This window comes from Dokdonia sp. Hel_I_63 (assembly GCF_007827285.1).
Classification (GTDB): Bacteria; Bacteroidota; Bacteroidia; order Flavobacteriales; family Flavobacteriaceae; genus Dokdonia.
Map to the genome: position 1 here is coordinate 1,964,792 of NZ_VISD01000001.1, position 22,968 is coordinate 1,987,759.

General features: G+C 36.9%; 24 protein-coding genes and 1 tRNA gene. 8 read left to right on the plus strand and 17 right to left on the minus strand.

What is annotated here, in order from left to right; translation table 11 throughout:
- Positions 1-60: 60 nt before the first annotated feature.
- The 7 genes from JM84_RS08615 to JM84_RS08645 all read right to left on the minus strand — a co-directional run bounded on the left by JM84_RS08615 (position 61) and on the right by JM84_RS08645 (position 7,428).
- Positions 61-378 carry a YbjQ family protein gene (locus JM84_RS08615; protein WP_013752413.1) on the minus strand — a complete coding sequence of 106 codons (318 nt, stop codon included), beginning with the start codon at positions 376-378 and terminating at the stop codon, positions 61-63.
- A gap of 87 nt (positions 379-465) precedes the next feature.
- On the minus strand, positions 466-2,187 hold the full coding sequence (locus JM84_RS08620) for a mechanosensitive ion channel family protein (RefSeq protein WP_144783744.1): 1,722 nt from the start codon (positions 2,185-2,187) through the stop codon (positions 466-468).
- A 20-nt stretch (positions 2,188-2,207) separates the two neighbouring features.
- Positions 2,208-2,921, minus strand: coding sequence for a pirin family protein (locus JM84_RS08625; RefSeq protein WP_144783746.1), 714 nt, complete (start codon positions 2,919-2,921; stop codon positions 2,208-2,210).
- A gap of 109 nt (positions 2,922-3,030) precedes the next feature.
- On the minus strand, positions 3,031-3,534 hold the full coding sequence (locus JM84_RS08630) for a GreA/GreB family elongation factor (RefSeq protein WP_013752410.1): 504 nt from the start codon (positions 3,532-3,534) through the stop codon (positions 3,031-3,033).
- A 5-nt stretch (positions 3,535-3,539) separates the two neighbouring features.
- The gene (locus JM84_RS08635) at positions 3,540-5,279 is read right to left on the minus strand and encodes an FAD/NAD(P)-binding protein (protein WP_144783748.1); all 1,740 of its coding nucleotides are present in this window, start codon (positions 5,277-5,279) and stop codon (positions 3,540-3,542) included.
- 101 nt (positions 5,280-5,380) lie between these two features.
- Positions 5,381-5,941: a hypothetical protein gene (locus JM84_RS08640; protein WP_013752408.1), complete on the minus strand. Its 561-nt coding sequence runs from the start codon at positions 5,939-5,941 to the stop codon at positions 5,381-5,383.
- 197 nt (positions 5,942-6,138) lie between these two features.
- Positions 6,139-7,428, minus strand: a complete 1,290-nt coding sequence (locus JM84_RS08645) for a DUF2254 domain-containing protein (protein WP_013752407.1) — start codon at positions 7,426-7,428, stop codon at positions 6,139-6,141.
- A 392-nt stretch (positions 7,429-7,820) separates the two neighbouring features.
- Here JM84_RS08645 and JM84_RS08650 point away from each other — a divergent pair, with 392 nt between their 5' ends.
- Positions 7,821-8,702, plus strand: coding sequence for a hypothetical protein (locus JM84_RS08650; RefSeq protein WP_013752406.1), 882 nt, complete (start codon positions 7,821-7,823; stop codon positions 8,700-8,702).
- Positions 8,703-8,794: 92 nt separating this feature from the next.
- On the opposite strand, the gene JM84_RS08655 is transcribed toward JM84_RS08650, so the two are convergent.
- From JM84_RS08655 to JM84_RS08665, 3 genes are all read right to left on the minus strand, one after another.
- Positions 8,795-9,595: an MBL fold metallo-hydrolase gene (locus JM84_RS08655; protein ID WP_013752405.1), complete on the minus strand. Its 801-nt coding sequence runs from the start codon at positions 9,593-9,595 to the stop codon at positions 8,795-8,797.
- Between the two features lie 66 nt (positions 9,596-9,661).
- Positions 9,662-10,123, minus strand: a complete 462-nt coding sequence (locus tag JM84_RS08660; RefSeq protein WP_013752404.1) for a GNAT family N-acetyltransferase — start codon at positions 10,121-10,123, stop codon at positions 9,662-9,664.
- A gap of 30 nt (positions 10,124-10,153) precedes the next feature.
- Positions 10,154-10,732, minus strand: coding sequence for a hypothetical protein (locus JM84_RS08665; RefSeq protein ID WP_013752403.1), 579 nt, complete (start codon positions 10,730-10,732; stop codon positions 10,154-10,156).
- A gap of 405 nt (positions 10,733-11,137) precedes the next feature.
- Between JM84_RS08665 and JM84_RS08670 the strand changes: the two genes are divergently transcribed.
- The 3 genes from JM84_RS08670 to JM84_RS08680 all read left to right on the plus strand — a co-directional run bounded on the left by JM84_RS08670 (position 11,138) and on the right by JM84_RS08680 (position 13,522).
- Positions 11,138-12,313 (plus strand): trans-sulfuration enzyme family protein, encoded by a 1,176-nt coding sequence (locus JM84_RS08670; RefSeq protein ID WP_144783750.1) that lies wholly within the window; start codon positions 11,138-11,140, stop codon positions 12,311-12,313.
- 134 nt (positions 12,314-12,447) lie between these two features.
- Complete coding sequence (gene bshB1, locus JM84_RS08675) at positions 12,448-13,164, plus strand: bacillithiol biosynthesis deacetylase BshB1 (RefSeq protein ID WP_013752401.1); 717 nt, start codon at positions 12,448-12,450, stop codon at positions 13,162-13,164.
- A 7-nt stretch (positions 13,165-13,171) separates the two neighbouring features.
- A complete protein-coding gene (locus JM84_RS08680; RefSeq protein ID WP_013752400.1) occupies positions 13,172-13,522 on the plus strand; it encodes a hypothetical protein in 351 nt (116 codons plus the stop codon).
- 133 nt (positions 13,523-13,655) lie between these two features.
- On the opposite strand, the gene JM84_RS08685 is transcribed toward JM84_RS08680, so the two are convergent.
- The 7 genes from JM84_RS08685 to JM84_RS08715 all read right to left on the minus strand — a co-directional run bounded on the left by JM84_RS08685 (position 13,656) and on the right by JM84_RS08715 (position 19,933).
- Positions 13,656-13,731: transfer RNA gene (locus JM84_RS08685), tRNA-His, on the minus strand.
- A gap of 150 nt (positions 13,732-13,881) precedes the next feature.
- Entirely contained in the window at positions 13,882-14,955 is a 1,074-nt protein-coding gene (locus tag JM84_RS08690; protein ID WP_013752399.1) for a M28 family metallopeptidase, read from the minus strand.
- Between the two features lie 192 nt (positions 14,956-15,147).
- Positions 15,148-16,266 (minus strand): DNA polymerase III subunit beta, encoded by a 1,119-nt coding sequence (gene dnaN / locus JM84_RS08695; RefSeq protein WP_108878628.1) that lies wholly within the window; start codon positions 16,264-16,266, stop codon positions 15,148-15,150.
- A gap of 118 nt (positions 16,267-16,384) precedes the next feature.
- Positions 16,385-18,079 carry a gliding motility-associated ABC transporter substrate-binding protein GldG gene (gene gldG, locus JM84_RS08700; RefSeq protein WP_013752397.1) on the minus strand — a complete coding sequence of 565 codons (1,695 nt, stop codon included), beginning with the start codon at positions 18,077-18,079 and terminating at the stop codon, positions 16,385-16,387.
- The gene (gene gldF, locus JM84_RS08705) at positions 18,076-18,813 is read right to left on the minus strand and encodes a gliding motility-associated ABC transporter permease subunit GldF (RefSeq protein ID WP_013752396.1); all 738 of its coding nucleotides are present in this window, start codon (positions 18,811-18,813) and stop codon (positions 18,076-18,078) included. Before gldF ends, gldG begins: the two co-directional genes overlap by 4 nt.
- Before the next feature lie 56 nt (positions 18,814-18,869).
- Positions 18,870-19,538 carry a vancomycin high temperature exclusion protein gene (locus JM84_RS08710; RefSeq protein WP_013752395.1) on the minus strand — a complete coding sequence of 223 codons (669 nt, stop codon included), beginning with the start codon at positions 19,536-19,538 and terminating at the stop codon, positions 18,870-18,872.
- Positions 19,538-19,933, minus strand: coding sequence for an acyl-CoA thioesterase (locus JM84_RS08715; RefSeq protein WP_013752394.1), 396 nt, complete (start codon positions 19,931-19,933; stop codon positions 19,538-19,540). Before JM84_RS08715 ends, JM84_RS08710 begins: the two co-directional genes overlap by 1 nt.
- A gap of 90 nt (positions 19,934-20,023) precedes the next feature.
- Between JM84_RS08715 and JM84_RS08720 the strand changes: the two genes are divergently transcribed.
- The 4 genes from JM84_RS08720 to fsa all read left to right on the plus strand — a co-directional run bounded on the left by JM84_RS08720 (position 20,024) and on the right by fsa (position 22,914).
- Positions 20,024-20,656: an NAD(P)H-dependent oxidoreductase gene (locus JM84_RS08720; protein ID WP_013752393.1), complete on the plus strand. Its 633-nt coding sequence runs from the start codon at positions 20,024-20,026 to the stop codon at positions 20,654-20,656.
- A 96-nt stretch (positions 20,657-20,752) separates the two neighbouring features.
- Positions 20,753-21,196, plus strand: coding sequence for a thioredoxin family protein (locus JM84_RS08725; RefSeq protein WP_013752392.1), 444 nt, complete (start codon positions 20,753-20,755; stop codon positions 21,194-21,196).
- Positions 21,197-21,372: 176 nt separating this feature from the next.
- On the plus strand, positions 21,373-22,176 hold the full coding sequence (locus JM84_RS08730) for an SDR family oxidoreductase (protein ID WP_013752391.1): 804 nt from the start codon (positions 21,373-21,375) through the stop codon (positions 22,174-22,176).
- 81 nt (positions 22,177-22,257) lie between these two features.
- Positions 22,258-22,914 carry a fructose-6-phosphate aldolase gene (fsa, locus tag JM84_RS08735; RefSeq protein ID WP_013752390.1) on the plus strand — a complete coding sequence of 219 codons (657 nt, stop codon included), beginning with the start codon at positions 22,258-22,260 and terminating at the stop codon, positions 22,912-22,914.
- Positions 22,915-22,968: the final 54 nt, after the last annotated feature.

A 22,968-nucleotide genomic window follows, 5' to 3' on the forward strand; every position in this document is an offset into this window, starting at 1 on the left:
TCAAGTAAATAGCGCCTGTTGTAATTCTTGAGAGTTGATGTGACACATTTTACCTTGACACTACTTTAACGCAACCGCAGTCCCCATTGCCGAAATTCCCAACTTAAGACCTTGATTTATAACTTCTACATCCATTGTAACTCCCACAATCGCGTGAGCTCCCATTTCTGTAGCTTTGGCCTCCAGTTTCTTGAGTACTTCTTGTTTGGCAGCATCTATACCTTCTTCGCTACTTTCATAAATCTTGTCACTATTAAGTGAATCTCGAAAACTGAGTCCTTTAGTATTGTAAATCTTTGCATAGATGAAGTCTGTAATCACACCTAAGTATTGCGTGATCTCTCTGCCTTGTATACTATTTGTAGTTGTAATAATCATTTATATAAGTTTGTATGTAAGTAGCTTTTAACAGGGTTTTGTTACGCTTTCGCGAAAGCGTAATTAATGATTATAATTTTAATCAACTTAATCTTTCTCAATCTGATGACGCTGTTTGGCTAGATATTCTCCACTATTAAGTGAAGCCACAAACTGTACTAGCTGTTCTCTTAGTTTACAATGCAAATCCCATGTAGTAGAAGCATCTTTTGCACTGCAAAGTGCTCTTATTTCAATAGATTTTTCTGTTACACCAGTAACCTGTACAGTAGGCTCGTGCTCTTCATCCCAATCTTCAGAATCTATCAAAAGTTGAGCAAACTTCTCTCTTACTTTTTGCACATCAATACGATAATCTGCATAAACGATAATTGGTCTTACCTGTTTTGGATTGGTCATAGACCAATTTTCAAAAGGTTTTGAAATAACATCTTTTAATGGAATTATGAGTCGTCTTGAGTCCCAAGTTCGCACTACCATATAAGTAAATCTAATATCTTCTACATAACCCCACTCGTCCTCAATATTGATAGTATCTCCTATACTTGCGGGTTGTGTAAGTGCAATCTGTATTCCTGCGATAATATTTCCAAGAGTATTTTGAGCTGCGACACCCAATATTATTGTTATAAGTCCAGCAGATGCCAGAAGGGAAATTCCTAGTTTTTCCAGAGATCTAAACTGCGAAAAAATTACAGTGATAGCCACAACTATTATAATTATTGTCAAGACTCTTCTTGCAACAGAAATATAAGTCATCATCATTCGGGCATGCTTGTTTTCTTCTAGTGATGAATCGCCCAATCGATTTTCTGTAACATAAGCAAAAATGTAATCTATAAAACTCATTAAAAACCAAGCAATAGAGGTAATGACAATGATTAATAATATAGCATAAACGGTACTTGCCATACTTCCAGAAAAGGAAATTAGATACGTTAATGTTAGGTAAAAGAAAATTACACCTATTACAATACCTGCTGGTTTAGCCATTTTTGTCGCGATGGACTTGAGTAATGGTTTGTTTGAACTGAGAAATAATTTTCTAGTTATAAAAGACATAAAACAACCAAGAATATAGCCTAAAAATGCTAAAAGTATAGTTCCAATAATTTTCCAAATAGGGATTCCTAAAACACCAACTTTTGACCAATTAGGCATTATTCTGTCTAATTTTCTCGGGCCATAAAGTGCATATAGCGGTTCGATATTCTCAACAGTATTTGCGCTTATTATCCAGAATGCTCCCCAATCTTTAAGCTTGACTCGTTGAAGTCGTAGTACTACATCTCTATTTTCTATGGCAACTTCTCCAAAAACTACACTTCGTCTTGGTGTACCAGAGATATTCTTATTGGTTGATGTAGTGATGTCAACTTGACCATCTAATCTATCTGAAATTCCTTCCCAGTTAATAGCTATTCTTTGATTTATAACAAAATAAAATTTTTCCGCTAGGATTGATGCTTCTTCCTTTGTAACGTTTTTTGGAAAAAGATTGAGATTTAAAGCATAAGCAGCATCTTCAAATCTCTCTTCGCGACAACTCAATATAAAATGCTCAAGTGTAGCTTGAGGTGTAGTAAAGTTAAATTTATTTGGAGGTAACCCAATGTTATCGTTAAGTCTTTCTAGCTGATAGTATGCGTCATTATATTCGCCTATAGGATTTCTATTATACGCCCCTTTTGAAGTTATAGTATCACTAAGCTTAGGAAATTCTTTTGTTTCATTTTTTTGAGCAAGTGTAGATAAATTGAAAAAATAAATAAAACAACAAATGATAATTGAAATGGGTTTACTACTCATAGGTTTGAACGTTTGATTTATTAAAACTGCATAGGCACCTCGATAAGTAAAATTTTTGAATCAGACTGTGCGGTGATTTCTAGCTCGGCAATGTCATAAACTCCTATGGCATCACGTCTGTCTAATAGTTCGCCAGCGGCGTGAGCGCTACCTTCGAGTACAAAAACAAAAAGGCCATTCTCTTCTTTATGAATTTTATGTACAACCGTTTGCTCTTGAGTAAACTCACCCATATGAAACCAAGCATTTTGGTAAATCCACACACCCTCATCTTCTTGATTTGGTGAGAGTATTTGCACAAATTCATTTTTGAGGTGGTGTTCGTTTATTTTAATTTGGTCATAACGAGGCGATACTGGTCGCTGGTTAGGCATAATCCAAATTTGTAAAAACTGTACCTCACGATCCTTATTTTTATTATACTCACTATGATCAATTCCCGTCCCGGCGCTCATCACTTGGATGTCACCTTGCTGTATCACCGTCTGGTTACCCATACTATCTTTATGCTCTAGATCGCCAGAGAGTGGGATAGATACAATTTCCATATTAAGATGCCTGTGCATATCAAAACCTCTACCGGCCGCTACGGTGTCATCATTGAGCACGCGCATCGCCCCAAAGGTTATACGTTCTGGATTATGGTAACTCGCAAAGCTAAAGGTGTGAAAACTCTGTAACCAGCCGTGGTTTGCGTTTCCTCGAGTGTTTGCTTTATATAGAATCGTTTGCATAGGTGATAAATTAGGGATTAAGTAGCTTTATTTTTGATGATAAAGTTACGATATGCGATTTTGTTTTTAAACGTATTTGTTACGCTTTCGCGAAAGCGTAATTTTATTTCTAAACAGTGTAAACTATATTTTTAATAGTAAGTTTCCTCTCCTCATTACCCAGCTGAAATGTAGTTGTTTCATCTATTCTCTTGCCGATAAGTGCTCTAGCAATAGGAGCGGTAAAGGCGATCTTTTTATCTTTAACACTGGCCTCATCTACACCCACAATTTGGATGGTAATGGGCTTAGGCATACCAGCGATGGTATACGTGACTGTGGCGCCAAAACGTATCTCGCCCTCATCCTTTATATGATCAAGCAGTCTTACACTCTGTATGCGTTCTAGTAGTAAGTTGCGCTTTCCATTAAGTACTGCAAGTGCTCGTCTGCGCTCGCGCTCATCTGTTTCATCTAGGGTGGAGATTTTAGTATCTAGTGTACTGAGCTCTTCCTTAAGTTGGGATAGTCCGTGGCTTGTGACGTAGTTTATCACACCATCTGGCAGTGCCGCTCTAGGTGGAATTATAGGAGTTTCTTCTTGGTCATCTTCTTTTACAAATCCTCTACTCATCTTCTTTATTTTTCGTTCTTCATTAAATCTATGCTGCGCTCAGACCAGCTTATCGTGCGTGGTCCAAAGCATTCTAAAATTGCATCTACACCTATCACACTTCCTTTAGATAATCTCCCTAATACCGCTAGCGGAACAAAACTTTTTCCTTCAGGCACTTCTACATAACCATAATCTCCAGTGCGTATGCCTAGGTCAGTATGCTTAGGCTCAATCATCTCGTTGTGCAGTAAGTTTTTAATTATTGGTGTATCTACTGTGACAAGTTGTGGAGCGTCAAGTACGGCGTTAAGCATTACGTCTATTGTTACCTTGTTACTGTCAGACTCAAGCTGCCAGCCGTTTTCAACACAAGTGATTTCTGGGTTGTTTACAAAGTCAAGATCTAAAATTCCTGCTTTTGCAAGTGCAATAAGCTGTTGTATGCTTTCAACTGGTGGTCCGTAAGAATATCTTTTTGATGCTTCGTCAAGGGCAATAACTTCTGCCACCACATCATCTGCAATTTCTGGATATGAGAACTCTCTATAGATGGTAGGCTGGCAGTGTCGCCATACTTGACCTATAAAGTAGTCAAGGCTTACTGGCGCTTCTCCTACTGCCATTGCAACTTGCTGTTGCATCATTTTTAATACAGATGTCTCGTGTGATAGAAGTAGGGAATGGTCTAGGGATTTATTGTTGAGGTAATTTATGCTTAAGAAATAAACTTCCTCTTCAGACAAGTCGTGTGAAAGTGCCTTGTCTTCTATTCCTAAAAATAATGGAGCTACCACAGCTGCCATTGCTTCTAGCAAGAAATACTGATCTTTTGCTAGGTGATCGCCACAAGCTCCTTTATGTATCGCTTTCGCGAAAGCGTCTATAGCATCATCACTGGGCATAAATAACTTATCTACCGCCTCGTTTATAGGCTTAGGCACCATAGGAAGCCCATCCAAAGAAAAAGGAACAAACCGCTGCGGATGGTTTTTTGTGCCGTGAAAAATAAGCTCCTTTGTATCTTCATTTATAGTCTCAAAATGTGCTCCACGTTGTAAAGTGAGTGCTCGTATCTGGTCTATCATAGCAAGTCCAAAACCCCTAAAAGCAACTATGCTATCTGAAGTTATGTTTGCTTGCATTATTTTTTCTACTGGGTATGCCTCTGTAAACAGAATGGCGTTGTCAGTTTCTGCCACGTGATCTTGCCACTCTTGCAGCTGATCTGAAAGTATCGTGTCTTGATGACCTATCGTGAGGACCACTTCTTCTATTTCTTCTACAGACTGCGTTGATGTCTTTGCGGTAAAGTGTGGTGCTATGTAGGTGAGTTCGGTTACGGTTTCTGTTATGATATCTAGCAACCCAAATCCTTTAAGTGCCGCCGCGAGGACTTCAAATCGAGCATTAAGGTAGGTACCCATTTTTGCCCGTGGAGGGAACTGGTCGGGATGTGTAGCAGGAGGGTTTTGTTGTTCTTCTGGTAACCACTCCGTATAAGAGGGAAATGCGGGGATAATAGCATCACCTAGTTTCATTTCTGGTCTGCCAGGTAAGTCTTGCAAGGCACGCTCCGTAATATTAAGCCAGTTACTTGCTACTTGTTCTGGGTTCCACACCCACCCTGAACCTGGGTACTCAAAAGGTTCAAATAACGTAACTTTTATTTGAGCATCTAGAGCGTTATTGTAAAGCGCAGTAAAAAGGCTTTCAAGAGCAAAAAGCCCTCTAGGGCCGCCTCCTATTATGGCGTAGTGTTTCATAGGTTGGTTGTTATACTTAGACCTTTAAGAAAGGTAAGTATAACAAAGCTATAAGATAACTAGCGCTAGTGTATAGAGTTTAAGATTGTGTTAGGAGTTATTTAAGACCCTATACTGATAGTGACATCGTTTGCAAAGCGCTCGCTATTAACTACAAACCGTGTGTGCAACTCTTTAAATAAATCTATAAGTGGAAGCACAGGACTGTTCCAATTATCAAATTCTAGATGATACTTTGCTATTAATGTGTAGTAGTTATCCTCATTGCTTCCTGTAATAATAGGCTGGAAGCTATCTTCTTGAGCAATTTCTTTTAAGCTCGCAATATGGCTGTTGTTTCTTAAAAACTCAGTCATTTGAGAGCTGGCGCTATTGATGTTAAAACGCTTTGATTTTCCTATGAACAGTGATTTAATATGCGAGTTTGTAGTGAGTTCAAAAATGTGACTTTCTAGCTGTATAGGCAACTTCATAGAGATGTGACCAGAAAATTCTTTTCCAGTGATATTAATGATGTTTATCTCAGTATCCCCAACAGGGATTTTTAATAAATACTGTACCTTAGGAAGTCGTATGCCGCCACCTATGCCTATATCTTTATCACGATATAAGAAAGTACCTCCTTGTTCTGTCGCTATATTTTGAAAAAATGATTTATACATACCCTATATGTAGGAAAGTATTTCACTTTGTTACATTAACTACGTTTTTTAAATCTGTTAAAGTCTAAAAACCAACGCATACGCAAACGTAAGGTACTTTATCAAGTATTATAATCGCTAGTAGCTAAAACATTTTTACAAATCTAGCCTGTTGTATTATTAGGATTGTGAACTGGGTGGTTATGAAATATTTTATTTTACTTAAATTTTTGAGTAAACTCTTTTAGATTTTTTAAGTCTGTTTCATTTTTAATAAATGTTTGTGCATCCTCAAGAACGAGATGGGCTTGTGTATTTATGACCTCTTTATAGGTATCGTCTATGGTCTCCACATTTTTGAGATAATAAAGTGAGGTCAACATTTTTGTCATCATAATAAAATCTGCCTTGCAATACTGACGGAGGCTAGCAAATATGTAATAAATAAGCTCATCAAAATCTACCGTATCTAGCGACACAACAGCTTTATTATCATTATTTACTACGTAGCTATTATCTTTCTTGAGCATTCTTAATGCAAAAAGCTCTGTAAGGTAATCAATACAGGTTATGGCAGTTCCAGGGTCATTTATACCTGGACTCATCGCTTTTACAGCAATTTCTGTAAGCTGTTTAAAACCTAATACATAATTGAGTTTCACTATCTCACTACGAGAAAACCCAAAACATGATTGAAGCATATCTTGATTTTCTTCATCAAGCTCTTTATTTACCTTTACTATTGGGACATCTACTAGTACAAACTCTCCTTTAGAAACGAGCATCTTTATAGAGATATCCTGCTCTTTTGCAAGTTTTGACAGTGAATCAAAGGCAATATCATTAAGATATCCAGATGAAGTGCTTTTATAGCCATGCCAATCAGAAACGTCGTCAAAAATGTCAAGGCCTTCCACTTCATTTTCCTTATCAATGAGTGTTTGTAGTCTCTTTCGTGCTGCGCTAAAAATACGATCAGTAATATTGTTAATCTGTATTGCTTGCGAAATCGAGTGAATAAAGTAGATAAATGCTGCAAGTACATGAATACTTAAAATAATACCCACTAGAACTGCAAAACCTGGTAATTGATGTTTATCATCTGTAGGAACTATACTCAATAATATGATGATACAATAGATAATTACAGCAATGTAAAAACCTAACACATACTGGTGCTTTTTATTTGATATAAGTCCTGGGAGAATACGAGGAGAATAATTACTAGATGCTTGATTGAGTAATAACATCACCATAGAAAAGCTAAAAACCATAAGAGAGATAATACCTCCTATAAATGTGCTTAATAGTGTGCGCGCAGTATCTGCATTATTAATAACGAGCCACGGGAAATTGTCAATAAAGTATTTGGAAACTCCTTGTTCCTCTATGTAGAGCATTAAAAAAGCAAAGGCAAGTCCCATCAAAGCTATAAGACTTGGAAAGAAACCTATGTTTCCTGTGACTTGACTATATAGCAATTTGAGTTTTGTGTAAATTTTATTCATCGTTGCAATTTCCGTAAAATAGTTTGAGTAGGATTCTATTTTAATATTAGTTAACAGTGATAGTAGGGTGTTGAGGTGTTACGCTTTCGCGAAAGCGTAAAAATAAAATTGGTTTACCCGTATTATGAGACTATTCCATATTGAAGAATTCTAATAACCCGAACTCTCAAACGCTATATGTAAATTAAGAATTTTAAAATTAATTTATGCACAAGGGCAAACAAACAATTATTAAGAATCTCATCTTCTACAATCTAGGCCGTTAATATATTTTAACATTTTTTAAAAGTTGGCGTTAATTGTATGGTAAAAAGAATATTTTCGCTAAAGCGTTTATAATAAAATCCAATTCTTTGCATTAAACGTATAACCATTAAAACAACTATTAAATTATGGATAACGAAAAAAGTGGAAACGGGATTAAGATTATTGCAGGAATCCTTGCAGTACTTCTTGTCGTGGCCGGTGCCTTTGCTGTAAAATTGTATAACCAAGAGAAGGATACAAAGAGCCAACTCACAAAGGAAAAAAACGTAGTACTCTCAGATCTTAAAGAAATGGTGAGTAAATACGATGTAGTCATTGAGGAGAATAACCTTAAGGACACAGAACTTAATGATGCACGTGATAGAATCCAAAAGCTTATAGGTGATATTGAGGCAAAAGATGCAACTATTGCAAGCTTAGGAAAGTATAGAGCAGAGGTTTTTAAATTACGTAATGAACGTGATTTCTTATTTGCTCAAAATGATTCACTACGAGGAAGTAACCAGATGCTCGCTATGCGTATTGATAGTACTACCTATGAGCTTGAAGTACAGCGCGGGGTAGGGGACTCACTTACGCTCGAGAATTCTGCCCTAGCAGAAAGAGTGACCTTAGGATCTGCACTAGCAGCAAACAAGCTAAGAGCGGTGGGTGTTATAGAACGTTCTTCTGGTAAGCTGGTAGAGAACTCAAACAATAGGCGCGTAGATAAGCTAAGGGCATGTTATACAGTACCGCAAAATAGACTTGCAGAAGCTGGAGACCGTGTATTATATGTACAAATTATAGATCCTTCTGGAGCAACACTAGGAGAAAATAAGCAAGTTGCCTTTGATGGTAAAGTGGTTAATTATAGTGCAATTTCAAAGTTTTACTATGAGAACACCGCACTTGATATTTGTGAGAATATAGGTAAAACAACAAAGGATTTTCTTGAAGGGAAATACGAAGTAAACGTGTTTGATAAAGGAGTACTTATTGCTCAAACATCATTCAGTTTAAAATAGAAGAAACTTAAGTAGGTTAAGTAAGAAACCGCAATGCGACCTAGGTCCATTGCGGCTTTCTTTTGTTATAAACGCTACTATTAAAATGTGTTTTAGCTACGATTAGGATACCAATCTAGCTGTACAACCTCAATAGCATCACTTCCTTTATTGACAATGGATTTAAATGTGTCAACATCACTTAAACCTTCTGACCCTCTGTAATGAAATGGATATACTTGTGTAGGTTTAAAATCTAAAACTGCACTAGCAGCACTCTCTACCGTCATTGTATAAGGTAAGTTCATACAAACAAAGGCAATGTCAATATTTTGTAAATTGCGCATCTCTGGAATATCTTCTGTATCTCCAGAAAAGTAAACTCTCTTACCGTCTTTCTCTAGTACATAACCATTACCCCATCCCTTTTTGTGACGGCGTTCCTCTACTGGACCTAGATTATACATGGGTACAGCGTTTGTCGTGATGCCTAAAGTTTCTGTTTTTTCTCCGTTATTTAAGATGTCAAGTTTTGAGCTAAAGGCTTCTGGCATCTTATCTGCTACAGATTGTGGCACTACGATTCTCGCGGTTGAGGTGTCTAGCCCTTCGAGAGTTTGTACATTGAGGTGATCTCCATGAAGGTGGGTAATTACAATAAGATCTGGCTTTTTATAACCTTCGTAAAGCTCAGGTTTTCCCACTGGATCTACATAAACGGTTCTACCATCCCAGTTAAGAATAGTAGATGCATGTTCAATAGGGATAATTTCAAACTCTTTAACTTCTGAGTCTGTTGTGGTAGTTAGTTCTTCCACTTCTTCTACCGTGGTAACGGTTTCCGTTTCTTTTGCGGTTTCTTTACAGCTGCTCATCGCACAAGCGATAATAAAGAGGGTACATAAATATTTCATAACATCATTATTTTAATGGATTACATTAACAAAGTTATCGTCTTACAGGTTACATTATGACAAAAATTAGTTAAATGCGAGCTCCATTTTAATGTTTGCGCGCTCGTAAGCAGCGTTTTCTTCTAGTGGAATTTCCTTAAAACCCCATTTTTTATAAATATAAATAGCATTTTCAAGCTTACGGTGTGAGTATAAAATCAGTTTGTTGAGATGTTGCGCTTTCGCGAAAGCGAGACAATGTGCAATCAATTGCTGTCCAATACCCATCCCTCTAGCCGAAGGTGAGACTGCCATCTTTGTAAGTTCTAACGCACCAGTATTTCCAGTAGGCATAAGCGCTACCGTACCTAGAATTTGATCATCTTTTAATGCAAAAAAGATAAAACCTCCTTTGTTAATGATATATTCTTCGGGATTACTCAACACTTTGAGATCATAAGGCTCTACGTAAAAAAAGGCCTCAAGCCATTCTATATTAAGAGTTTTAAAATCTGCAGCAAATTGAGAATTATATGGAATGATGTTCACGATAATTAGTTTATAAAAGCTGTGACTGTTTTAATGTGATTTTACAGCGCTTAGTTCTTGTATACACTCTTCTCTTATCTTCCATATTTCATCAAGACTATATGCTAGCTTATCTCTTTCTATCCAATCTTGTAGTACAGATTTGTGATAGTCTTCTTTATAATCCTGTATCTGATCTGTATCTATAGTGGTTTGCATAAGTACCGCATCTCTCCATTTCATACTGTATGTTCCAGCAAAGGTATAATCGTACATCTCATCATCATATGCCAGTACTGTATGTGCCTCAAGTATATAAGGTAGGTTATACTTTTCAAGCACATTACCTATGCCTGGGGTATTGGTATTATCCATGGCATAAATTATGAGCTCTAGTTGCAGTCCATAGATTGCATGCTCATCTGTGAGTGCCTTTAGAGTTGCATGCTTTGTACTACATGTGCCTTGCCCTTCGGTAATTACAGATCCCAAATCTAAGGGGTCCTTTAACCTACCGTATGGAAGGTTATGTACAGCTCGTATAGCATCGTAAAAAGTCCTTATTCCTTTATTAATAAAAATGTCCCCTACGGTATTGCCGGGTGTGATGTTAAAGTTAGGTATGATCATATTATTCCTTCATATACGTATTGCTATTTGCTGGGTTCTTATTTAAAGACAATAACATAAGGCATTACTAGAAGGTTGGTATTTATGTGGTTATTAAATGACTTATTTTTCGAGTTTTACTTCAAATAATAAAATTATGTACTAATGGTCATCAATTGTGGATACTTACGAGTCAAAAGTGTATTTTGCTTTACAATCTAATATTATAATTTCATTGTCTTAAAGGTAGCTACTTTAACTGATAGTTTATCTAAGTTTAGACCGAGAATTTCATATTAAAATGTAAAATATTGAACGTTAGTGCTGTAAGAATTTTCTTGATAAGTCCGCTCCTAAACTATAATAAATTGGCTGATTTACTGTAACCCTTTTTTGTATTTTTAGATTTGAAAAAAAACATACACTATGAGTAAATCACATAAAGGCCTTAATACCATTTGTACGCATACAGGAGAAATTAAAGACGAGCAGTTTCAAGGAGCTGTATCTCCTATCTACTTATCATCTTCTTATGCCTTTATGGATGTAGATGTAAAGCGCTACCCTCGCTACTTTAATACTCCTAATCAAGAAGGATTAAGCAAGAAAATTGCTGCCCTTGAGAAGACAGAGGCTGGGATGATCTTTGGTAGTGGTATGGCGGCAGTAAGTACTGCATTGCTTGCTTTTTTGAGAAGTGGCGACCATGTTGTGCTTCAAGAAACATTATATGGAGGCACGTATAACCTCGTCGTTGAGGAGTTTGAAAAATACGGTATTACCTATTCATTTACTGAGGATTTGAGTGAGGCCGCTTTCGCGAAAGCGATAACTCCACAAACTAAAGTGATTTACATTGAGACACCTTCTAATCCACTTATGAAAGTGACAGATATGAAGATGGTTGCTACACTTGCCAAAAAACACGGCATTGTGACCATGATAGATAATACATTTGCCTCTCCAGTAAATCAAAATCCAGCAGATTTTGGGATTGATATTATACTTCACTCTGCAACAAAATATATGGGAGGGCACAGTGACATCTGTGCAGGAGCAATTGCTGCGAGCCAAGAACATATGGATCGCATCTGGAATCTGGCAAAAAATCTAGGTGGAAGTCTAAGTGACCTTACCGTATGGATGCTTGAGCGTAGCATGAAAACCATGGCATTACGTGTAAAAGCACAAAATAGAAATGCAAAGAAAATAGCCAAATGGCTTGATAAAAAAGATGAGATAAGCCGCGTGTACTATCCGGGATTAAAATCTCATCCAGACTACAAACTTGCCAAAAAGCAGATGAGTGGTTTTGGAGGAATGATGTTATTTGAGTTAGCATCACACATTGATGCCGAAGATTTTCAAAAAGCGCTACACCTTATCAAACCCTCTATGAGCCTTGCAGGTGTAGAGAGTACTATGTTATGTCCAGCACAAACTTCGCACTCATTGTTAGGAGAAGAAGAGCGAGCAAAACAAGGCATCGCAGATGGCTTAATTCGTTTTTCTGTAGGAATAGAGGAGAAGGAAGACCTGATGGAAGATATAGATCAAGCGCTAAAGGCAGTATTAAAAAAGACAGTACTGGTTGCAGATTAAAGCTTGATCGAGTCTAGCCTTCTTGGTTTGTTTTTTTAGAAATGAAAAAATGGCCAAGTGTGCATGTAATTGATGAGTGAATCCGATTACAATATAATTATAATCCAAAAGACACTCGCCTAGCGAGCATACATATGAAACTAGATATACTTGCCATCGGAGCACACCCAGACGATGTAGAATTAGGTTGTGGTGCAACCCTAGCAAAAGAGATAGCAAATGGAAAGAAAGTAGGAATACTTGATCTCACAAGAGGCGAACTAGGAACCCGTGGTAGTGCAGAGATACGCGATGAGGAAGCTGCAGCTGCAGCAAAGATTCTAGGTGTAGCAGTACGTGAGAATCTTGCACTTGCAGATGGTTTCTTTGTTAATGATAAAGAAAGCCAACTCAAAATCATCGAAGTAATAAGAAAGTATCAACCGGAAATGGTGCTCTGTAATGCAATTACAGATAGGCATATAGACCACGGAAAGGGAAGTAAACTTGCAAGTGATGCTTGCTTCTTGAGCGGATTGAAAAAAATAGAAACTTCTGTAGACGGAAAGTCACAAGAAAAATGGCGCCCTAAGACTGTGTATCACTATATACAATGGCAACACATCGAGCCAGATGTGGTGGTAGATGTAAGCGGGTTTATAGATAAAAAGTGTGATGCCGTCTTTGCATATAGCTCACAGTTTCACAATCCAAACAATAAAGATGGTGACACTCCTATTTCTAGCGAAACCTTTAAAGAGAGCATTAACTATCGCTCTAGAGACCTAGGACGTCTCATAGGTACAGAATATGGAGAAGGTTTTACTGTAGAGCGCTATCCAGCGGTAGATAGCTTGTTTGATTTAAAATGAAATGGAGATGATACAGCGAATTTTAACTATTTGTTTTTTAATGTGCGGAGTGGTTGCGATAGGACAAACGTCTTCGTTTCGTTTAGAGAGTGTCCCTAATTCGATATCTTTCAATTACGCATCAAATGTATCTGGCTTAGATACCCTTAAGAAGTTACCATCACAACTGCTTATGAAGTATGATGTGAAAGGTGACAACATAGTTGATAAAAAGTTAACGTTTAGAGAGCAAAATGCTTACACCATGACCATTTATCCTATTAAATCAAATGACGAGATGAGAGTTGTTACCCCAGACACTACCACAAAGCAATACTTAAGAGTATATGGAGTAAATAAGATCACATTAAGCAACTAGGGAATAAATATTCTGAGTTATAAAAAAGCCACCTAAGGGTGGTTTTTTTGTGCTTATTGCTTTCAGCTAAGTGATGAGTCGCTCACATATAAGCATAAAAAAAGTCTTCAGATTTCTCTGAAGACTTGAATAAGGGTGGAAGACCGGGTTCGAACCGGCGACCTCTGGTACCACAAACCAGCGCTCTAACCAACTGAGCTACAACCACCATTTTAATTGCGAGTGCAAAGATAATTAATATTAGAAGATGTGCAACATTTTCTAATAAAAAAAGGAGTGAAATTTTTCACTCCTTTTTCAAAGTGTTGATTATTAGGTGAATTTACTTAAATAAAACACATAATAATTTTAAAAATAATTTATTCTTCTTTCTCTGCTTTGTCTACCACAGGTCTATCCTTACGATTTGCAAGTTCCCAAGCAGTTGCAAAGACAAGTTTTGTGCGCTTTTCAAGTAAAGGGTAGTTAATCTTATCTGGTGTATCACCTATTTTGTGATAATCTTCATGTGTTCCATTAAAGTAAAAAATTATAGGCACATTCTTCTTTGCAAAGTTGTAGTGATCTGAGCGGTAGTAAAAACGGTTAGGCTCATTTTCTACATTATAACGGTAATCTAGATTGATATCAAAATACTTAGCATTTACAGCAGAAGATACATTGTGTAAATCTGTACTTAATTTATCTGATCCTATTAAATAAACGTAGTTGTTGTCCTCTAAGTGTGCATCATCATTACGTCCTATCATATCGATATTGAGGTCTGCAATAGTGTTTGCTAGCGGGTATACAGGATTTTCTGAGTAATATCTAGACCCGTATAAGCCTTTCTCTTCTCCTGTAACGTGTAAAAAGAGGATAGAGCGCTTTGGTCCTTTTCCGTCTTTTACAGCTTGTTTAAAAGCTTCTGCGATTTCTAGTAAAGCTACAGTACCAGATCCATCATCATCTGCTCCGTTAAAGACATTACCTTTGGAGTCCATTCCTACGTGATCTAGGTGTGCAGAGAGTACAAGTACTTCCTCAGGCTTCTCTGAACCTTCTATAAAAGCTAGCACGTTTTCTGAGTCATTTAATTCGCTTCCTTTTCTAAAAAATGTTTTAGGTACAATCTGGTAATAATCTCCATTATTTCCCGGAGCCACTTCTAGTTGCTTATAATAGTTTACGAGGTATGCAGCTGCTTTCTTTTGTCCTGGATCTCCAGTATTACGTCCCTCAAAATCATCTCCTGCAAATACGTAGAGCATGTCTTGAAGCTCATTTGCAGTTATAGTATTGGTATACTTACGTACATCATTCTCATTGCTTTCAAGTGAGGTAACATCTATAAGTACAGGTTCAGATGGAGCAGCAGGAGCTACTATTTTTTTTGATTCGTTACAAGAAAGGGCAATAAGTCCCAGTCCCATCAGGGCAATATATTTTTTCATTTATGAGGTATTGTTTATTATGCTAAAAGTACTGATTTCAACTGAATAAAAATATGTGAGATTCGTTTGAAGTTTTTTTTGCTTTCGCGAAAGCCTAATTGCTCAAACACTTTTTGAAGAGATTAAAGAAATGCAAAAAAAAAGGTCATTCTAGTTACAGAATGACCTTTTCATTGTAAAAGACTTTAAATCTTAGTTGTTAAGCATAACCGGCATTACAAGCATTGTTACTTGCTCTCCTTCATCTAGTCCATCAACTGGAGTAAGGATACCTGCTCTATTAGGTAGTGACATTTCTAGTGAAACATCATTTGCATTCATATTATTAAGCATCTCTGTTAAGAAACGAGAGTTGAAGCCTATTTGCATATCATCACCTTGATAATCACAAGTAAGACGCTCTTCTGCTTTATTACTGTAATCAATATCTTCTGCCGAAATATTAAGCTCTGCTCCAGCGATTTTCAAACGAATCTGGTGTGTAGTCTTATTAGAGAAAATAGAAACACGACGTACAGAATTTAAAAACTGATTACGATCAATTGTTAATCTATTTGGATTCTCTTTTGGGATTACCGCTTCATAGTTAGGGTATTTACCATCAATAAGACGACATACAAGTTCTACATTGTCAAATGTAAATTTTGCATTACTCTCGTTGTATTCTACGGCGATTTCATCATCAGAAGTAGAAAGTATTCCCTTAAGTAAGTTAAGTGGTTTCTTAGGCATGATAAACTCTGCTGCTTGAGAAGCTACCACATCTGTGCGGCCATACTTTACAAGCTTGTGAGCATCTGTTGCTACAAAGGTTAGTCCATCTGTACCAAACTGAAAAAATACACCACTCATTACTGGGCGTAAATCATCATTTCCTGTAGCAAAAATTGTATTGCTTATTGCTGTAGCTAGTACACTTCCAGGTATTTTTACAACACTAGGATCTTCTAGCGATACTGCATTAGGAAACTCTGCTCCATCTGCATATGCTAGTGCATATTTACCATGGTTTGAGCTTATCTCTACGGTATTATTCTCGTGCTGTGTAAACGTAAGTGGTTGCTCTGGAAACGTCTTAAGCGTATCAAGAAGTAAACGAGCTGGTAACGCAATCGCACCATTATCACTAGACTCAACATCTAACTTTGATGTCATGGTAGTTTCTAGATCTGATGCAGAAACTGTTAGTGTATTTCCATCTAGTTCAAAAAGGAAATTATCGAGTATAGGTAGGGTGTTACTATTATTTATCACACCACCCAATACTTGTAATTGTTTAAGGAGGTATGTACTAGAGACTATAAATTTCATAGAAAGTTAGGTTTTGCAATACAATAAAATGGTATCAAAAGTGACGCTATTTATGCCTCACTCACTACTTACAAATATATTTTAAATGCGACGGCTTTTATAATTAACTTATCAACATCTAGCGCGCGTAACGGCGCTTCCTAATTGCGTTGTAGATGAGTCCAAAGATAAGCAAAATAGCCAGCGGAAGCCCAATAGTCAAGACCTGCCACGTGCTCATACTTCGTGCTGCCTTTTTTATATCAAGAAAAGGAAGTGCAATTTCTTTACTACGTATGTTAATAAGCCCAGTGTCATCAAGGAGATAGTTAATCGCATTGAGCAAAAACTCTTTATTTCCATAGCTGGTTCTTGTGTAATAATCAAATCCTAATTCTAGTGGTTGCCCGCGTGCATCAAGACTATTTGAGATTATATCACCATCGGCTATGAGTATAAGCTTAGGATTTTTTTGTGCGCTTTCGCGAAAATTACTTTTATCACTTCCATCTGGTAATACTCTATTAGTAAAAGCCGAATTAAACGATCCTTCTAGCAAAACGGCCAGTGGTTGTTGCCCATTTTGAAAATCACTTTCTATAGGTTCAATATCTACCTGACCGAGAGAGATTTCTCGTGGCGTACTTTCTATTTTAGTATAAATACTAGATTGCAATAAAACCGTTTTATTTACGCCTCTATTGTTGTCTAATAAAGTGATAGGATTTGCATAATTGAAAAGAACAGGTTTTTCAATATTAGTATTAATGGGATGCGTATTCATACTGGGTACTTGTGGTCTATACAACCATGGTAGCTGTATGTACTGAGCATCACTGCCATCACCAGAGGCAACACTAAGCGGGGCAGAGTAGAGGTCTACTACTAAGGATGGGTCTACTCTAATTCCATATTTAAACAGTTGGTCATCTAGATTAATATCTCTAGGGAAAGCAATAGTTTTACCTTGATCATTGCGAAGACTATCATCTTCCATGGCTACAGCATCTAGCATCCAAAGGCTGTTACCACCATTCATGATATATTGATCAATCACATACTTCTGCTTGTCTGTAAATGCTTTTGTAGGCTTTGCAATAACTACTAGATCAAAGGTGTTTTGTAAAGCTTTGAGTGCCTTTTCTGGATCTTGGTTTGCAAATTCTAATGGGAAAGGAGCGATATTATAGGTGTCACCTAGTTTACGAAACATATCTGCAATGTTTGCATCTGGTAGCTCGCCATTATCTCTTAAAACTGCAATACGCTTAGACTTTGCATTTAATGTGCTGTGTAAACTTTCGGCAAAAACGTATTCAAGGTTTTGTATAGAAGCGTATACGAGTTGCTCAGGAGAAGCACCTACTACATTCTTTACAAGTCCTACCGGTACTGCTTTGTCATTAAAATTTATAGTAGCCCACGGAAAAATAGTTTGCGTGGTCTCCTTTCCGTTTTCTTTTACTTTGAGAGGGATGGTAGTCATCCCAAATTCATTGAATTGTCCAGCAACTTCGGCTACATTTTCTCCATCTTCTACTGGGTTTGAAAATTCGAACCTAATGTTATCATTATAGGCTTGCATTTCCTCTAGCAGATAGCGCGTTTCGTTTTGTAGTTTTTTAAACTCCGCGGGAAAATTACCTTCTAGAAAAACATCAATAATCAACGGACTGTCTAATTGATCTAATAAATCAAGCGTAGGATCACTTAAACTGTAGCGTTGATCTTGCGTAAGGTCATAGCGTTTGTGAACTAGCGAACCTATAATGTTAATTATAAATAGGCCTATGATTACAAGCAGGAGCGATAGTATGTATTTTATATTTTTCACGAAAGTGTACTCCTTTTATGCAATCTCATCATCGTAATAATGATAAAGAATGCGGTTACACTAATAAAGTAAATGAGATCTCTAGTATCAACCACACCGCGGCTTATGCTAGTATAATGCGATTGTAAACCCATTAAATTTATGAAATCTCTCACGCTGCTTGTGGTACTAAATGCTGCTATGCCTGCAAGTCCAAAATATAAAAAGAAGCTTAAGAACACGGCGATTATAAAAGCTATGATTTGATTATCTGTAAGGCTTGAGGCAAATATGCCTATTGCCGTAAATGTTGCAGCTAGAAGCATTAGTCCTATATAACTGCCTATGGTTACTCCTACATCAAGGTTTCCCACGGGATTACCCAGTTGGTAAATAGCGATTACATAAATAAGTGTGGGTATGATAGCAAGTATGATAAGAGCAAATGCTCCTAAAAATTTTCCTAGTGTTAACTGGAGTTTAGAGATAGGTTTTGTGAGTAGAAGTTCTAAGGTGCCTACTTTTTGTTCTTCACTAAAACTGCGCATGGTTATAGCAGGAATAAGAAATATAAATATCCAAGGTGCAATCTGGAAGAACGGTGCGAGATCTGCAAATCCAGTCTCTGTGATATTAAAAGGCCCTTGAAAAACCCATAGAAATAAACCGGTAACTACGAGAAATAACCCAATAACCAGATACCCAATTGCCGAGGAGAAAAATGAGGATATTTCTTTTTTAAGTATAGCGAACAAAGTGGTTTGTTTTAAAAAGTAAATGTACTGTAGTTTTTGAATTCCTTAAAAATTATTTATTGAGGATAGCTTGACTGTGGCGGTCCATCAATTGGGATTTTTGCACCTAAGTACGTAGGTTCTTTATTAATAGTCAACTCCAGAAAAGCTTTTACATTTGCTAGTAATTCTCTGCGTTTATTTGCGCTTTCCCGTTGGTAAGTTCGCTGGTCTCCCACAAAGCCGTAATAGGTAAGGCCAAGTTGATTTGCAATATACAGTGCTCGTGGCAAGTGAAACTCTTGAGTAACCACTACAGCCTCCTTTACATTAAATACAGAGCTGGCTCTATACATACTGTCGTAGGTGTCAAAACCAGCATAATCTAGAAAGATATCATCTTCTGGAACACCTTTATCCATGAGATATGCTTTCATTGCCTTTGGCTCGTTATAGGATGCAGTGCCATTATCTCCCGAGAGTAAAAAACGCTTAACTTTACCTTCTTTATATAGGCTGAGGGCGCTTGATACACGATCTTCGAGCATTGTAGATAGATTACCGTTTGCTCGTACACTAGCGCCTAAGACAATTACAGTATAAGCTTTTGGAACCTGCGAAATATTTGTAAAAGTTTGGCTTTTTGTACTTTCTTCAACATGGTAAGAAAGCGCATAAACTCCACAAATAAGAAGGATTATCCCAACGAGAGTGACGGCAATTATTTTTTTAAAATGTTTAAGCACTAGACGTTATCTATGATTTTAATAGGTTTCTTTTTATCATTGATAGCTACAAAAGTAAATGTTCCAGCTACGGCTAGCTCACGATCATAATTGTACATATCTTCTTTGTAAATCTCAACGCGTACCACACAACTTGTATTGCCCACTTTCTCTATACGAGCTATTAATTCTACAATAGTTCCTTGAGGAATGGCTTTAGTAAAGTCTATTTGACTGGTAGAAATGGTAACCACTTTTTTTCGGCTAAAGCGTGTGGCGCATATAAAAGCTGCTTCATCCATCATATGCATTGCAGTCCCACCAAAAAGAGTGTCATAGTGATTTGTGGTGTTGGGAAAGACCGCTTTAAAGATGCGAGTTTCTGAGATTTCAATGCGTTCTTTGAGAGTAATCATAATTGTTTAACCATTTTGCATATTTAATAGACAAAAAAGATGCAGTGCTTACTTCTAAGTGTATCTTTGCAAGGTCTTAAAATAGAACAGATGCCACAAGTAATAGAAGCTTTAAAATGGAGATATGCGACTAAAAAGTTTGACAATACACGCATGCTACCAGATTCAAAAATAGAAATAATCAAAAACGCCTTTAACCTTACTGCTACAAGCTTTGGCTTACAGCCCGTGCGATTAGTTGTAGTAAGTAATAAAGAGAAACAAGAAGCTCTCGTTCCTTTGTCAATGAACCAGCGACAAGTAGCAGATGCTTCACATGTGCTAATTTTCTGTATTGAAAAGCAGGTAGATGAGCATTATGTAGAAAGTTATTTTGATAACGTAAAAGAAATAAGAAATACACCAGAGGAAATTATTAAACCATTTAAGAATTATCTTCTTGATCACTTTAAAAAAGCTACAAATGCAGAAAATGACTTATGGGCTTCAAAACAAGCTTATCTCGCAATGGGTAATTTGCTCACCGTTTGTGCGATTGAAGAAGTAGATGCGTGTCCTATGGAGGGTTTTACACCTGAGGGTTACGATAAGTTTTTAGGCCTTACTGAGATAGGCTTACAGTCGGTTTTGGTATTGCCCATAGGTTATAGAGCAGAAGATGATATGTTTTCTACTATGAAAAAGGTGCGCAAATCTTTGGACAATGCGGTCCTTGATTTGTAACTTCCGATAGAATACAGGGTTTAGTGCAATATTATGGCAAGATTCTTGTTATTTTTTAAAAGTTTATAACTTTGCAGTAGCCCTAATAGTAGTACAATGAAACATATAGCATTTTTATTATTCATTTCAACAGTAACATTACAAGCTCAAGAGGCTAAATGGTATACTGATTTTGACAAAGCAAAAAAAATAGCGCAACGCCAGGGAAAACCCATTATCATGTACTTTACAGGCAGCGACTGGTGCGGACCTTGTAAAATGCTTAAAAAAGACCTCTGGGAGACTGATAAATTTATACAACAAGCAGATGACTTTGTGTTGCTTGAGGTAGATATCCCTTTTAGAGAAGATATCATTTCTCCAGAACAAAAGAAGAAAAACATGAAGCTTCAAGATAAATATAATAAGGACAAATCTTTTCCGACTGTATTGCTACTAGATTCAAATGGTAAAAGAAAGGATGAAGTTTCAGGATATAGTATGCTAAGAGATACAGCACCTTACTATGCATTTTTTAATAAAGCAAGACGTTCGAGATAGTTACAAGCTCTTACAATCATATATAGAACGTTTGGCATATGCTGGACGTTTTTTTTATGCTTTCGCGAAAGCGTAACCCTCAAATTGCCCTTTAGAAAGATACTACTAACAAAATCTCTCATGTATTAATTAACAATAAGCGAACTTCTTATCTTTGACCACCTTTAAATAGATTTATGTCAAAAGTAGTTTTAATCACTGGGGCTTCCTCAGGAATAGGTTTAGCCATTGCTCAGTATCTTGTAAACCAGTCGTATACTGTATATGGAACGAGCCGTAACCCAAAAAATAATATAGAAAAAGGAGTGCATATGGTTGCACTAGATGTTACAAAGCCAGCGACTATTGCGGCTGCTGTAACGTCTGTATTAGAAAAGGAAGGGAGATTAGACTACCTGATTAACAATGCTGGAATGGGTATTACAGGTCCTCTAGAGGAAACACCAGATGCTGAAATTAAAAGAGTATTTGAGACTAATTACTTTGGAGCATTAGAAGTAATAAAGGCGGTGTTGCCCACAATGCGTAAACAGCGCAGCGGCATGGTAATTAATATAACCTCAATAGCAGGGTATATGGGATTACCTTATAGAGGTATTTACTCTGCGACCAAAGGAGCCCTTGGGATTACTACAGAGGCGTACCGCATGGAACTTAAAGAGTTTAATGTAAAGATGACTACGGTTGCTCCAGGTGACTTTGCTACTAATATTGCTGCAGGCCGTTACCATGCACCAGTGCTTCACAATTCGCCATACAAAGAGAATTATAAGAATACACTTTCATTAATGGATGCGCATGTAGATGAAGGAATGGACACCGTAATCATGGCAAAAGTGGTTAAACGTGTGATGGAGTCAAAAAACCCTAAAGTGCATTATCGAGTAGGATTCTTTATGCAGCGTTTTAGTATTGCGCTTAAGCGCATACTGCCAGATACTTGGTATGAAAAACTACTTCTTAATCATTATAAACTTTAGTTAACAAACAATTAAACACGCTCTTAGCTTCTGCACATCACTTTTAGCTACATTTGTGTAAAATCATAAAAAGAAAAGACTATGAAATTTTTTATAGATACAGCAAACCTTGACCAAATTAAAGAAGCACAAGATCTAGGAATTCTTGATGGTGTTACTACAAATCCATCACTAATGGCTAAAGAGGGCATTACTGGACGTGAAAAGATATTACAACATTATAAAGATATCTGTGAGATCGTAACTGGTGATGTAAGTGCAGAGGTAATCGCAACCACTTATGATGAGATGGTAAAAGAGGGGGAAGAGCTTGCTGCATTACATGAGCAAATCGTTGTAAAAGTACCTATGATTAAAGATGGTATTAAAGCTATAAAATATTTTTCTGATAAAGGAATACGCACAAACTGTACACTTGTATTTTCTTGCGGGCAAGCTTTACTTGCAGCAAAGGCTGGAGCAACATATGTCTCTCCATTTATAGGACGACTAGATGACATCTCTACAGATGGGTTAAATTTAATTGCAGAGATTCGTCACATTTATGATAACTATATGTTTGAAACTCAAATTCTAGCAGCATCTGTACGTCACACTATGCACGTAATAGATTGTGCAAAAATAGGAGCAGATGTAATGACGGGACCATTATCATCTATAGAGGGATTATTAAAGCACCCACTTACAGATAGCGGTCTTGCAAAATTCTTAGCAGATTACGAGAAGGGTAATAATTAATACATATCTCACACCATTTAAAAGCCCCTTTTACTGTAAAGTAAAAGGGGCTTT